General features: G+C 70.3%; 15 protein-coding genes. 7 read left to right on the forward strand and 8 right to left on the reverse strand.

What is annotated here, in order from left to right:
• Positions 1–27: 27 nt before the first annotated feature.
• Together QRN27_RS02570 and QRN27_RS02575 are read right to left on the reverse strand one after the other, a co-directional pair.
• Positions 28–630, reverse strand: a complete 603-nt coding sequence (locus tag QRN27_RS02570) for a DUF6264 family protein (protein WP_285040606.1) — start codon at positions 628–630, stop codon at positions 28–30.
• A complete protein-coding gene (locus tag QRN27_RS02575; RefSeq protein WP_056011366.1) occupies positions 627–1,658 on the reverse strand; it encodes a 4-hydroxy-3-methylbut-2-enyl diphosphate reductase in 1,032 nt (343 codons plus the stop codon). Before QRN27_RS02575 ends, QRN27_RS02570 begins: the two co-directional genes overlap by 4 nt.
• A gap of 134 nt (positions 1,659–1,792) precedes the next feature.
• Between QRN27_RS02575 and xseA the strand changes: the two genes are divergently transcribed.
• The 5 genes from xseA to QRN27_RS02600 all read left to right on the forward strand — a co-directional run bounded on the left by xseA (position 1,793) and on the right by QRN27_RS02600 (position 6,099).
• Complete coding sequence (xseA, locus tag QRN27_RS02580) at positions 1,793–3,052, forward strand: exodeoxyribonuclease VII large subunit (protein ID WP_285040607.1); 1,260 nt, start codon at positions 1,793–1,795, stop codon at positions 3,050–3,052.
• A 9-nt stretch (positions 3,053–3,061) separates the two neighbouring features.
• Positions 3,062–3,298, forward strand: a complete 237-nt coding sequence (locus tag QRN27_RS02585; protein ID WP_056007389.1) for an exodeoxyribonuclease VII small subunit — start codon at positions 3,062–3,064, stop codon at positions 3,296–3,298.
• Entirely contained in the window at positions 3,295–3,990 is a 696-nt protein-coding gene (locus QRN27_RS02590) for a DUF4245 domain-containing protein (protein ID WP_056778388.1), read from the forward strand. The genes QRN27_RS02585 and QRN27_RS02590 overlap by 4 nt, the downstream gene beginning before the upstream one ends.
• The gene (locus tag QRN27_RS02595) at positions 3,987–4,628 is read left to right on the forward strand and encodes a carbonic anhydrase (RefSeq protein ID WP_194669529.1); all 642 of its coding nucleotides are present in this window, start codon (positions 3,987–3,989) and stop codon (positions 4,626–4,628) included. Before QRN27_RS02590 ends, QRN27_RS02595 begins: the two co-directional genes overlap by 4 nt.
• Before the next feature lie 67 nt (positions 4,629–4,695).
• Positions 4,696–6,099, forward strand: a complete 1,404-nt coding sequence (locus tag QRN27_RS02600) for a class II fumarate hydratase (RefSeq protein ID WP_285040608.1) — start codon at positions 4,696–4,698, stop codon at positions 6,097–6,099.
• 70 nt (positions 6,100–6,169) lie between these two features.
• Here the strand turns inward: QRN27_RS02600 and QRN27_RS02605 are convergent, their stop codons facing one another.
• From QRN27_RS02605 to QRN27_RS02620, 4 genes are all read right to left on the reverse strand, one after another.
• The gene (locus tag QRN27_RS02605) at positions 6,170–6,760 is read right to left on the reverse strand and encodes a prepilin peptidase (protein WP_285040609.1); all 591 of its coding nucleotides are present in this window, start codon (positions 6,758–6,760) and stop codon (positions 6,170–6,172) included.
• 98 nt (positions 6,761–6,858) lie between these two features.
• Entirely contained in the window at positions 6,859–8,214 is a 1,356-nt protein-coding gene (phoH2, locus tag QRN27_RS02610) for an RNA 5'-3' helicase PhoH2 (protein WP_502929464.1), read from the reverse strand.
• 269 nt (positions 8,215–8,483) lie between these two features.
• A complete protein-coding gene (locus QRN27_RS02615; RefSeq protein WP_285040610.1) occupies positions 8,484–9,650 on the reverse strand; it encodes an aminotransferase class V-fold PLP-dependent enzyme in 1,167 nt (388 codons plus the stop codon).
• Positions 9,647–10,429, reverse strand: a complete 783-nt coding sequence (locus QRN27_RS02620) for an isoprenyl transferase (RefSeq protein ID WP_056007401.1) — start codon at positions 10,427–10,429, stop codon at positions 9,647–9,649. The genes QRN27_RS02615 and QRN27_RS02620 overlap by 4 nt, the downstream gene beginning before the upstream one ends.
• Positions 10,430–10,502: 73 nt before the next feature.
• Between QRN27_RS02620 and trhA the strand changes: the two genes are divergently transcribed.
• A complete protein-coding gene (trhA, locus tag QRN27_RS02625) occupies positions 10,503–11,219 on the forward strand; it encodes a PAQR family membrane homeostasis protein TrhA (RefSeq protein ID WP_285040611.1) in 717 nt (238 codons plus the stop codon).
• Positions 11,220–11,264: 45 nt separating this feature from the next.
• On the opposite strand, the gene QRN27_RS02630 is transcribed toward trhA, so the two are convergent.
• A complete protein-coding gene (locus QRN27_RS02630; RefSeq protein ID WP_285040612.1) occupies positions 11,265–11,585 on the reverse strand; it encodes a hypothetical protein in 321 nt (106 codons plus the stop codon).
• The gene (mca, locus tag QRN27_RS02635) at positions 11,582–12,457 is read right to left on the reverse strand and encodes a mycothiol conjugate amidase Mca (RefSeq protein WP_285040613.1); all 876 of its coding nucleotides are present in this window, start codon (positions 12,455–12,457) and stop codon (positions 11,582–11,584) included. The genes QRN27_RS02630 and mca overlap by 4 nt, the downstream gene beginning before the upstream one ends.
• Positions 12,458–12,624: 167 nt before the next feature.
• Between mca and QRN27_RS02640 the strand changes: the two genes are divergently transcribed.
• Positions 12,625–13,104, forward strand: coding sequence for a DUF4307 domain-containing protein (locus QRN27_RS02640; RefSeq protein ID WP_285040614.1), 480 nt, complete (start codon positions 12,625–12,627; stop codon positions 13,102–13,104).
• Positions 13,105–13,172: the final 68 nt, after the last annotated feature.

A 13,172-nucleotide genomic window follows, 5' to 3' on the forward strand; every position in this document is an offset into this window, starting at 1 on the left:
CGGGCCCGTTCTGCGTGTGGTGCGCGGCTACGGCTGCTGCGAGCGGACGTACTCCATGAAGGCGGGGTCGGCGCCCATGGCGACGGCGATGCAGATCACGACGACGATGTTCGCGGCGACGCCCGCGACGAGCGGGATCCAGAACGTCAGTCGTCCTGCGCGCAGCGAGCGCCCCGAGAGGATGATCGCCCCGACCCACAGTGCGATCTGGAGCCCGAGCGCCAGGACGCCCATGGCACTCGCCAGGCCGTCGGAGGAGTAGCCGGAGACACCCATCTGCACGAGCGCCGGACGGATCAGACCAGGGAGGTCGAGCAGCCCCGGCATCATCACGATGAGGCCGACGAGGCCGAGACCGAGCAGGATCGAGGTCGCGAGCCGGTCGCCGGTCACCGGGCGTCGAGCGGTCTGTCCGGCCGATGGAGCCGGAGTCGTCACTGGCGCCGCGTCGGTCGTGTGACGGGTCTGTTCACGCAGCGTCGGCTGCGCCGGTCCGTGATCAGCCGGGACGACGGGCGCCACACCGAGCTCTTCGGCTCGCTGCGCGTCGATCGGCTCGGCGATGCTCGCGCGTTGTTCCTCGGGGGTCGCGTACTCGCCGAACTGCGGACGGGGGCGGGGTTCGCTCATGTTCTGCGCCCTCCCAGGGCGCGCGGATCGGTCGTGCCCGCAAGGTCTTTGCGGAGCTCCTTCGGCAGGGAGAACATGAGGTCCTCCTCGGCCGTCTTGACTTCCTGCACGGTGCCGTAGCCGGCGCCCGCGAGCTCTTCGAGCACTTCGTCCACGAGGACCTCCGGCACGGAGGCACCGCTCGTCACGCCGACCGTGCCGACGCCCTCGAGCCAGGCCTGCTGGATCTCGTGCGCGTAGTCGACGCGGTAGGCGGCCTTCGCGCCGTACTCGAGCGCCACCTCGACGAGGCGGACCGAGTTCGAGGAGTTCGCCGATCCGACGACGATCACGAGGTCGGCGTCCTGTGCGACCTTCTTGATGGCCACCTGGCGGTTCTGGGTCGCGTAACAGATGTCGTCGCTCGGCGGATCCTGCAGCTTCGGGAAGCGCTCACGCAGGCGGCGGACCGTCTCCATGGTCTCGTCCACCGACAGCGTCGTCTGCGACAACCAGACGACCTTCTCGGGGTCGGCGACGACGAGTCCGTCCACGGCCTCCGGGCTCGTCACGAGGGTGACGTGGTCGGGTGCCTCGCCGGCGGTACCCTCGACCTCTTCGTGCCCTTCGTGTCCGATGAGCAGGATCTCGTAGTCGTCGCGAGCGAAGCGCACGGCCTCCCGGTGCACCTTGGTGACGAGCGGGCAGGTCGCGTCGATCGCGAGCAGGCCGCGCTCGGCCGCGGCGTCGACGACGGCGGGCGAGACCCCGTGCGCGCTGAACACGATGTGCGCGCCGGAGGGGACCTCGTCGACCTCCTCGACGAAGACCGCACCCTGGGCCTCGAGCTGGTCGACGACGTGCACGTTGTGGACGATCTGCTTCCGGACGTACACGGGCGCACCGTAGTGCTCGAGCGCTTTCTCGACGGCGATCACGGCTCGGTCGACGCCCGCGCAGTAGCCGCGCGGGGCGGCGAGCAGCACCCGCTTCTCGCCGGCGACGGGCAGGTCGACGAGGCGTCCGGCGACGCGTCGGAGCCTCGGCATGCCGAGGCCGATGGCTGGGGCGTCGCGGAGATCGGTCACGAGTGGATTCTACGCGGCAGCGCTCGGGAGTCGGCCGTGAGCGGACCGCCGCCGCCCGGCCGCGTCGCGTCGGTGCCCGCGGCTAGGCTGGAGGGATGAGCGATGCACCGGCCACGATGGAAGCCCCCTGGCCGGTCGCGCTCCTCGGAACGAAGCTCCGCGACTACATCGACCGCCTTGGCACGGTCTGGGTCGAGGGAGAGCTGACGCAATGGGGCGCCTCCGGCGGCAACGTCTACGGCAAGCTGAAGGACCTCGAGGTCGACGCGACCGTCGGGTTCACCATCTGGTCGTCCGTTCGGGCGAAGATCCCGGCCGACCTCAAGCAGGGCGACCACGTTGTCGCGCTCGTCAAGCCGAACTACTGGCTCAAGGGCGGCACCCTCACCATGCAGGTGATGGCGATGAAGCACGTCGGCATCGGCGACCTCCTGGAGCGCCTGGAGCGGCTCCGGCGACAGCTCGCCGACGAAGGGCTCTTCGACGCCTCCCGGAAGCGCGCGCTCCCCTTCCTGCCGCAGTGCATCGGCCTCGTCACCGGCAAGGACTCCGACGCCGAGAAGGACGTCCTCCGGAACGCCGAGCTGCGCTGGCCGTCCGTCCGGTTCCGCGTCGTCCACGCCGCGGTCCAGGGCGACCGCACGCCGGCCGAGGTCGTGAGCGCCCTGCAGACCCTCGACGCCGATACCGAGGTCGACGTGATCATCGTCGCGCGCGGTGGCGGCGACTTCCAGAACCTCCTCGGCTTCAGCGACGAGCGCGTCGTCCGCGCGGCAGCGGCTTGCAGCACCCCGCTCGTGAGCGCGATCGGCCACGAGGCCGACCGCCCCCTGCTCGACGACGTGGCCGACCTCCGGGCCTCCACGCCCACGGACGCCGCCAAACGGGTCGTCCCCGATGTCGCGGAGGAGTTCGCCCGGGTGCAGCAGGCGCGCACGCGGCTCTCGTCCCGCGTGACGTCGATGATCGGTCACGAGATCGACCGACTCGCCACCCTCCGGACCCGTCCGGCCCTCGCCGACCCGTCGTGGATCGTCGACTCCCGAGCCGACGAGCTCACGCGCACCGTCGCGCGCGGCGCAGAGCTCGTCGATCGCGCCGTCGAGCGCGCCCAGCGGGAGGTCACGGAGCTCCGCGCCCACCTCCGCGCCCTGTCGCCGCAGCGCACGCTCGACCGCGGGTACGCGATCGTCCAGCGCGCCGACCCGCAGGGTGACGTGCCCGGCGGCGCGGTCATCCGTGCCGACGGCGACGCCCCGGCGGGCACCGAACTCCTCATCACCCTCGCCTCCGGCGCGATCGGCGCCGCCAGCACCGGCCCGGCCACGGCTGCCGTCGTGACCGACGACGAATAGGATGGAAGCATGCCAACCCCCTCCGATGTCCAGGAGCTCAGCTATGAGCAGGCACGCGACGAACTCGTGCGTGTCGTGTCCGAGCTGGAACAGGGCTCGGCCTCGCTCGAGGACTCCCTCCGGCTCTGGGAACGCGGCGAACAGCTCGCCCAGCGCTGCGAGGAATGGCTGATCGGCGCGAAGGCCCGGCTGGACGCCGCCCGCGCGGCACAGCTCGGATCCGCACCGACGGACGCGCCACGGTGAAGGACACCAAGCCTCCACGCGTCGTCGCCGAGCTCGGCCGCCCGGAGACACCGCAGGAGACCGCCGACCGCAAGGCCGAGAACTCCCGGCTCTACCGGTCCCGCAAGACCGTCAACAACCTCGTCCTGTCGCTCCTGGCCACGGTCGGGCTCGTCGTCGTGATCGTGCTCGCCGTCCCGCGCGGTGAAGCGCCGGAGCGTCCGACCGTCGACTACGCGCAGCTCGCCGGCCAGGCACAGCCCGACCTCCCCGTCCCGCTGCTCACCCCGGAGCTCGGCGACGACTGGGGCAGCAACTACGCGGAGGTGCGCACGGGCAGCTCGCCCGTCGCCGGCACCCCCGACATCCGCTCCTGGAACGTCGGCCTGATCTCCCCCGACGACGAGTTCGTCGGGCTCGTGCAGGGCGTCGACGCGAACGACACCTGGCTGGTGGCCGAACTGGACGACGCCCGCCCGACCGGTACCGTCACGATCGACGGCGTCGACTGGGTCGAATACGCGAACGGCAGCGGTGCCGAGGACGGCAACGTCGGCTACGCCCTCTCGACCGTCGCCGGGCGCAGCACCATCGCCGTGTTCGGCACCGCGAAGCCCGAGTACGTCCTCGACGTCGCACGCTCCGTGCGCGCCGGGGTCACCGCCAACCTTGACGCCCCATCGGGCGCCCCTGCAGAAACGGACTCCGAATGACCCAGAAGCGCCCCGGTGCCGTCTGGCGCGAGATGCAGCGCGGCAACGCGCGGTTCGTCGCCGGCCAGCCAGCCCACCCCCGCCAGGACGTCGAGCGTCGGGCGACCCTCGCGCACTCGCAGGCTCCGGAGGCCGTCATCTTCGGGTGCTCGGACTCCCGGCTCGCCGCTGAGATCATCTTCGACAAGGGCCTCGGCGACCTCTTCGTGGTCCGCAACGCCGGGCAGATCGTCTCCGACTCGGTGCTCGGCACCCTCGAGTACGCCGTCGGCGTCCTGCAGGTCCCGCTCATCCTCGTGCTCGCGCACGACGAGTGCGGCGCGGTCCGCGCGGCGATCGACTCGCAGATCGAGGACGCCGTCCCGCTCCCGCCCTACATCGACCAGCTCATCCAGCAGATCGTCCCCGCCGTGAGCGCGGTCGCCGGCCCCGCACCGATCGACGCCGCCTCGGTCGACACCTCCGAGGTCGGACGACGCCACCTCCGCCGCACCGTCATGGAGGTCGTCTCGCGCTCCGAGCTCATCAGCGACGCCGTGGCCGCCGGAACCGTCGCGATCATCGGCGCGAACTACAAGCTCCTCGAGGGCACCGCCGTGGCCGACATCGTGATCGGCGACGTCACCGTCCCCGAATGACCTCCACCGCGCCGGCCGACCGGTCGAGCGCAGCACCACCGCAATCGCACGAAGGAGAACGAACAGCGTGGTAGACACCTCAGCAACCGAGTACCGCATCGAGCACGACACCATGGGTGAGGTGCGGGTCCCCGCGAACGCCCTCTACGGTGCGCAGACGCAGCGGGCCGTCGAGAACTTCCCGATCTCGGGCAGCGGACTCGAGTCGGCGCAGATCGCCTCGCTGGCACGGATCAAGAAGTCCGCGGCACTCGCCAACGCGAAGCTCGGCGTCCTCGACCAGGGCATCGCCGACGCGATCGCCGCAGCGGCCGACGAGGTCATCACCGGCGCCCACGACGCACAGTTCCCCGTGGACACCTACCAGACCGGCAGTGGCACCTCGTCGAACATGAACATGAACGAGGTCCTGGCGACGCTCGCGAGCGCGCGTCTCGGCAGCCCCGTGCACCCCAACGACCACGTCAACGCCTCGCAGTCCTCCAACGACGTGTTCCCGACCTCGGTGCACATCGCGGTGACGAGCGCGCTCATCGACGATCTGATCCCCGCGCTCGACCACCTCGCCGTCTCGCTCGAGCGCAAGGCCGAGCTCTGGAAGACCGCCGTGAAGCCCGGCCGGACGCACCTCATGGACGCCACCCCGGTGACGCTCGGGCAGGAGTTCGGCGGCTACGCCCGCCAGATGCGCCTCGGGATCGAGCGTGTCCGCACGGCACTCCCCCGGGTCGCCGAGGTTCCCCTCGGTGGCACCGCGACGGGCACCGGCATCAACACGCCGAAGGGCTTCCCGCAGCTCGTGATCGAGCTGCTGGCGCAGGAGACCGAGCTGCCCATCACCGAGGCGCAGGACCACTTCGAGGCCCAGGGTGCCCGCGACGGGCTCGTCGACGCCTCCGGTGCCCTCCGCGTGATCGCCGTGAGCCTCACGAAGATCTGCAACGACCTCCGCTGGATGGGTTCCGGACCGAACACCGGCCTCGGCGAACTGCACATCCCCGACCTCCAGCCGGGCTCCTCGATCATGCCCGGCAAGGTCAACCCCGTCATCCCCGAAGCCGTCCTCATGGTCGGCGCCCGGGTCATCGGGAACGACGCGACCATCGCCTGGGCCGGTGCCTCCGGCTCCTTCGAGCTCAACGTCGCGATCCCCGTGATGGGGACGGCGCTCCTCGAGAGCATCCGACTCCTGTCGAACGCCACGCGGGTCCTCGCCGACAAGACCGTCGACGGGCTCGAGGCGAACCTCGACCGCGCGGCAGCCCTCGCCGGCTCCTCGCCGTCGATCGTGACCCCGCTCAACAAGATCATCGGGTACGAGTCGGCGGCGAAGATCGCGAAGCACTCGGTCGCGAAGGGCCTGACCGTCCGTGAGGCCGTCGTCGACCTCGGCTTCGTCGAGCGCGGCGAGATCACCGAGGAGCAGTTGGACACCGCCCTCGACGTGCTCTCGATGACGCACCCCGGCTGAGCCTGGACGCTTCACCCAGACGCATCGTGTCGGCCCCGGATCCCCTCGGATCCGGGGCCGTTCCGTCGCCCTAGCCGGTGATGACGGCCAGGGCGACCGCGCTCCAGCAGCCGAGCAGGAGGAAGGGACCGAACGGGATCCTCGTCCTCCAGCCTGCCGTACCGCCGGCGGACCGCGTGGCGACCACGACGATCGCGCCGACCACCCCGGCCGAGCAGATCGACACCACGGCGAACGGCAGCACCGCCGCCACGCCGAAGCACCCGACCGTCACGCCGAGCAGGGCACCGAGCTTCACGTCGCCCATGCCGAGGCCGCCGAAGGCCGCGCACGCGTACAACGACCCGCCGACGAGCAGACCGGCGAGGAGCGGTTCGGCGGGCATCCGCCCGACGACGATCGCGTCGAGGACACCGAGCGGAACGGCGAGCGCGAGCGCCGGCAGCACGATCCGGTTCGGTAGCCGATGCTCCGCGAGGTCGACGCGGACGAGCGGCGGCGTGATGCAGGCGAGCCACACCAGCAGGACGGACACCGGGCGGAGGTACAGCCCTCCGGTCACGACCGTGCCGGCGACGAGCGCCGCGCCCATCGGCACCATCCACACGGCCGGAGACAGGCTGCGGCGCACGCGAGGACGGCTGCTCGGACGGGTCGGCATGTCGTCAGGATAGGTCGACCACCCCGACCGCCGCGGGCGTTCTCCACAGCCCCGGGTGGAGCCGAGGTCCACCGACCCCGACTCCGCCCGGGCTGGGGCTAGGCGAGCTCGTTGCCCTCGAGCATCTCCGTGACCAGCGCCGCGATCGCGGAACGCTCGGAGCGCGTCAGCGTCACGTGGGCGAACAGGGGGTGTCCCTTGAGCGTCTCGATCACCGACGCGACCCCGTCGTGACGGCCGACCCGGAGGTTGTCGCGCTGCGCGACGTCGTGCGTGAGCACCACCCGGGAGTTCTGACCGATCCGACTGAGCACCGTCAGCAGGACGTTGCGTTCGAGCGACTGCGCCTCGTCGACGATCACGAACGCGTCGTGCAGCGATCGGCCACGGATGTGGGTCAGCGGGAGCACCTCGAGGATGCCGCGCTCCACCACCTCGTCCAGGACGTTCTGCGACACGACGGCGCCGAGGGTGTCGAAGATGGCCTGTCCCCAGGGGTTCATCTTCTCGCCCTGGTCGCCGGGCAGGTACCCGAGCTCCTGACCGCCGACCGCGTAGAGCGGGCGGAACACCATGATCTTCTTGTGCGCCTGGCGCTCGAGGACCGCTTCGAGACCCGCGCAGAGGGCGAGCGCGGACTTCCCCGTCCCTGCTCGACCTCCCAGCGACAGGATCCCGATCTCGGGGTCGAGCAACAGGTCGATCGCAAGGCGTTGCTCGGCCGAGCGACCGTGCAGGCCGAAGACGTCACGGTCGCCCCGGACGAGCTTGTAGCTCCGCTTGCCGGTCACCCGCCCGAGCGCCGACCCGCGATCCGAGTGGATGACGAGTCCGGTGTTGACGGGCATGTCCTCGACGAGCGGGGTGGTCCCCTCCTCGCGCTCGTAGAGGACGCTCATGTCGTCAGCGCCGAGGGTGATCTCCGACATCCCCGTCCAACCGGAGTCGACCGCCAACTCGGCACGGTACTCCTCAGCCTGCAGGCCGATGGACGCCGCCTTGACCCGGAGCGGCAGGTCCTTGGAGACGACCGTGACGGCCAGGCCGTCGTTGGCGAGGTTCAGGGCCACCGCGAGGATGCGCGAGTCGTTGTCGCCCAGCTGGAGCCCCGACGGCAGGGCCGCCATGCTCGAGTGGTTGAGCTCGACGCGCAGCGAGCCGCCGTCACCGACGGGGATCGGGAAGTCGAGTCGCTCGTGCTCGATCCGCAGCTCGTCGAGGATGCGGAGCGCCTGACGCGCGAAGTACCCGATCTCCGGGTCGTTGCGTTTGCCCTCGAGCTCGCTGATGACCACGACCGGGATGACGACGGCGTGCTCGGCGAAGCGGAAGAGCGCCTTCGGGTCCGACAGCAGCACGGAGGTGTCGAGCACGTAGGTGATCTCGGCCTGCGCCTGACCACCTCCGCTCGCCGTGCGGTCTGCGGGTCGTCGGCGTGTGTCCGTCGACGCGATCCGCGTCTCGGTGTCGGCTGACGTGTTCTGGATGTCTCGCGAGGCCACAACCACTCCCACCCCGAGCAACTGATGCTCGGATCACTGTGCGAAACGGCCGCCTGCAGGGTTTCGAGCCGAACTTGTGTGGCCGTCTCGACCGGGCTCCATGCCCGATGAGATGAACGTACGTCCGGCCACCGACATCGATGCGACGACACGCCCCGTGTCCTGTTACAGGAAGGTGAACAGATGGGGGTCGCCGCAGGAACCAGCGGTGGAGCTGAGGATCAGTAGCTCGCTGCAGTCGCGAACGATACGAGTGCCCCGCGGAGCAGCTCCAGCGTCTCCCTCGTGGTGCCGGCGTGCACGCTGAGCCGCACGGTCGTACCACGGGTGGTCGCGGTGACGCCGTGGTTCGCCAGCGAGGTCGAGAGGGTCTCGAGGACCTCCTCCTCGGGCTCCAATGCGACGATCCCGGCCCGTTCATGCTCGTCGCGCGAGGTGAGCACGGGGATGCCGAACTCGTCGGCCAGGTCGATGACCTCGCTCACGAGCCCCGCGATCGCACGCTGGACCGCCGACGTCCCCACGGCCAGGGTCGCCTCCAGGGACGCGGCGAAGCGTGCAGCCGCGAACGGGTCGGCGCGGGTGATCGAGTACGCGTTCGCGGTCCGGCTCGGTTCGGGCGTCGCGGCGTACGGCCAGGGTTCGTCCGTTCCGGTGACCCCGGAGAGGACAGGCTGGAGCCGGTCCAGGGCACGGTCGCTCAGGGCGAGGAACCCGGTGCCCCAGCCGGCGCGCATCCACTTCTGTCCGCCGCTGGCGACGACGTCGGCCGCTTCGAACGGTGCGTCGACCACGCCGAAGCCCTGGATCGCGTCCACGATCAGCAGACGGTCCCCGATCACCTCGCGGATCGCGTGCAGATCGGCCAGGAACCCCGTCCGGTAGTCGACGAGGCTGACGGCGATCGCGGTCACGTCGTCGTCGAGCTGCGAGCGGATGCGGTCCGCGGTCACGTGGCCGCGATCGGTCTCCAACCAGCGCGGGGTGAGGACGCGCCGGTGCTGCGACGCCCGTTCCGCCGCCAACGGGAGCGAGGGGTACTCGACCGCGGAGAGGAGGACGACCCCGCTCAATCCGAACATCGTGTGGACGAGGCCCTGCGAGGTGTTCGGCTGGGCCACGATCTGATCGGGCCGGAACCCCGTGAGCGCACCGACGGCGGCACGCATCCGTGCGTCCAGCGCGTCGACGTCGGCGAGCCCACCGAACGCCGCACGACCGAGGGCTTCGTTCCACCGGGCAGCCTCCGCCTCCGCCCTCCGGGACAGCGGCCCGACGCTGCCGTAGTTGAGGTAGCCGGTGTCCTCACCGAAGTCGGCCTGGAAGGCGGACAGACGGTCGTCGGCGTTCCCCTGGTCTGCGGTCTGCTCGTCGGAGTTGCGGCTCATCCGCCGAACCGCCGCTGCCGCCTGGAGAAGTCGCGGAGGGCCCGCAGGAAGTCGACCTCTCGGAGGTCGGGACCGAGCGCCTCCACGAAGTAGAACTCACTGTGCGCGCTCTGCCACAGCATGAAGTCGCTCATCCGCTGCTCCCCGCTCGTGCGGATCACGAGGTCCGGGTCCGGCTGGCCACCCGTGTAGAGGTGCTCACCGATGAGGTCCGGGGTGAGCAGGGCGGCGAGGTCCTCGAGACTCCTGCCTTCGAGATGATGCTTGGCGACGATCGCGCGCATGGCGTCGACGATCTCCGTGCGTCCGCCGTACCCGACGGCGAGGTTGATGTGCATCCCCGCGCGATCGGCCGTGCGCTCCTCGGCGCTCTCCAGCGCGGTACGCAGCGACTCGGGGAGGCCGGCGCTCGACCCGACATGCTTCACCCGCCAGTCGCGGTAGTGCGACAGCCCCTCGGCCAGATCGGCGATGATGTCGACGAGGTCGTCCAGTTCGTCCGGGGCCCGGTTCACGAGGTTGTCACTCGAGAGCAGGTACAGGGTGACGACGCCGATGCCGAGGTCGTCGCACCAGGTGAGGAACTCCCGCATCTTCGCCGCGCCCGCACGGTGGCCGTGGGCCGCCGTCTCGTAACCGAGCTGCTTGGCCCACCGCCGGTTGCCGTCGATGATCATCGCGACATGGTGCGGCAGTGTCTGCGGACTGAACGTCTTCCGCAGGCGTCTCGCGTAGAGGCCGTACAGGAAGCCGTCCACCGGTGCGGAATGCCTCGTCATCACCCTGTAACGCTAGTGCAGTTTCCTCCGCTGCTCCCAGGAGGAGTTCCGCACCACCCCGTATCCTGAGCACATGACGACCGAAGAGCCCGAGCTGCCGAACCTGCCCTTGCTCGAGGTCGCCACCGTCGACGCCGCCACACCGGACGAGGTCAAACCGAGCTGGCGCGGCTGGCTCCACGCCGGAATCTTCCCCATCTCCATCATCGCCGGGATCGTGCTCGTGACGCTGGCGCAGGGTGCTGCGGCGAAGTGGAGTTCGACGGTGTTCGTGCTCACGTCGATGCTGCTGTTCGGCAACTCGGCGTTGTACCACCGGTTCTCCTGGCGGCCCCGCGTAAAGCTGCTCCTCAAGCGGATCGACCACGCCAACATCTTCCTGCTGATCGCCGGCACCTACACTCCGCTCGCGGTCCTCGCCCTCCCGCCGGAGCAGGGCACGCTCCTGCTCATCCTCGTCTGGGGTGGCGCGCTCCTCGGCATCGGGTTCCGCGTGTTCTGGATCGGTGCTCCGCGCTGGCTCTACGTCCCGCTCTACCTCGCGCTCGGGTGGGGCGCCGTCGCCTACCTGGGCGAGATCGCCCGTGGCAATTTCGCGACGATGGTGCTGATCGCGACCGGCGGCCTGTTCTACACGGTCGGGGCGATCATGTACGCCATGAAGCGGCCGAACCCCTGGCCCGGGCGCTTCGGGTTCCACGAACTGTTCCACCTGTGCACGGTGCTCGCGTTCCTGTGCCACTGGACCGGCGTCCTGCTGATCGCGATCGACCCGGTGTACCACCGCTGACCATCGCCGCGGCGGGTGTGCTCCCGGCGGCGCGACCTCGTCGGCTCAGCGCCGCGGGTCGTCCGGCTTGCGTAGTGGATCGGTCGACTCGCCGCCGGGGGCGACCGGACCGTCGGTGCCGTCGGCGCGTGCCGCGTCCCGCTCGGCGACCTCCGCCTGGAGGCGCTCGTCGATCTCGGCGCGGTAGTTCACCCGGCGCACTCGGCGCACCATGTCGATGACGAGGAAGACCACGATGCCGGCGATGGCGAAGGTGATGACGAAGCCCCAGGGGCCCGGCGTCACCTGGTTCTCGTCGAACTGCGGTGAGGGTGACGGCGACGGGGTGACCGCCAGGACGAGTTCGGTGAGCAGGTGGTGCATCATGCGGTTCCTTCACTGGTGTCGACGCCGTCGAACAGGTCCGACTCCGGGGTGGCCGACGCGACGTGCGAGGTGACCAGCTGGTAGTCCTCGAACGGCCACGCGACGCGCAGGACGTCGTTCGGCCAGAAGAAGAACGGTGAGTCTGGTGGTACCTGGCTGCCGTGGGCGCGGAGCGCGTCGTCGCGCGCCTCGAAGAAGTCGCCGACACGCACGTGCGTCGTCGCGAGGTCCGGCCGACCGGCCATCCACTCGCGCATCTCCGCGAGTCGCTCGACGGCCGGGTCGTCCGGGTGGTGCTCGACGAGATAGGCGTACACCGCCTCGAGCCTGGCCGGACTGAACGAGCGGTCGTAGTAGAGCTTGTCCACGCGCCAGGGTTCGCCGGCCTCCGGGTAGCGCTCGGCATCCGCCGCGGCGTCGAACGCGGCGACGCTCACCTCGTGGCTCCGGATGTGGTCGGGGTGCGGGTACCCGCCGTTCTCGTCGTAGGTGACGATGACCTGCGGTCGGAAGGACCGGACGATCCGCACGAGCACCCCGGTCGAGACCTCGAGCGGGATGTCGGCGAAGCTCGCCGGCGGGACCGTGCCGTCGTCGCGGGCCATGCCGCTGTCCTGGTACCCGAGCCAGCGGTGCTCGATGTCGAGGATCTCCTGAGCCGCGGCCATCTCGAGGCGGCGGTAGCCGGAGAGGTCGCGCTCGATCATCGCGACGCCGGCGAGTCCGGGGTTCTGGAGGTCGCCGCGTTCGCCACCCGTGCAGCTGACGACCATGACCTCGGCGCCGAGGCTGCGGTAGTACGCGAGGGTCGCGGCCCCCTTGCTGGACTCGTCGTCGGGGTGGGCGTGCACCGCGAGCAGTCTCATGGTCATGGTGCTCCGCCTTCCGGCTGGTCTGCGCGAGGAACGACCTCGCGACTCGTGACGTGGCGACGCGGTCGGGACGCCGCATCCAGGAAGAGGCAATACGCTTGAGGTGTCGACCTCGAGCCGTCTCGCGCTCCTGGTCAAGCTTAACCGTTCGAACCGGAGCCCGTGACGTGACCACCTCCCCTCGGAACGCCGCCCCACACGCGACCGACTCCCAGGACACCGCGACGCCGTCGGCGGTCCTCCCGGACGCCATCGCGGCCCGGTACGGACGCACGTCCCGGAACCGGGCTCGGGACCGCCGCCTGATCTGGTCCGCAGCGGCCGCGTTCGCCGTGGTCTTCGTCGCCTGGGTCGTCTGGGCCGGCCTCGACGGCAGTCGCCCGAGCATCGAGTCCCGCAACACCGCGCACGAGATCGTCGATGACACCCTCGTGAGCGTCTCGTTCGAGGTCACCGGCCCGCAGGACACCCCGATGGCCTGCTCGGTGCAGGCGCTCAACGAGCAGTTCGCGGTGGTGGGGTGGAAGGTCGTCGAGCTGCCGCCGTCGGAGCAGCGCACCCGGAACCTCACCGAACTCGTCCGCACGACTGAGCTCAGCAACACGGGCGTCGTCGACACCTGCTGGGTGGTCGAGGACGGTTCCTGACCCGGAGCACCCCGGGCCGCGCCGCACTCCTGCGGCGATCGTGCGATACTCGATGGACGTACTTCACA

It is taken from the genome of Plantibacter sp. LMC-P-059a, assembly GCF_030209505.1.
Lineage (GTDB): Bacteria > Actinomycetota > Actinomycetes > Actinomycetales > Microbacteriaceae > Plantibacter.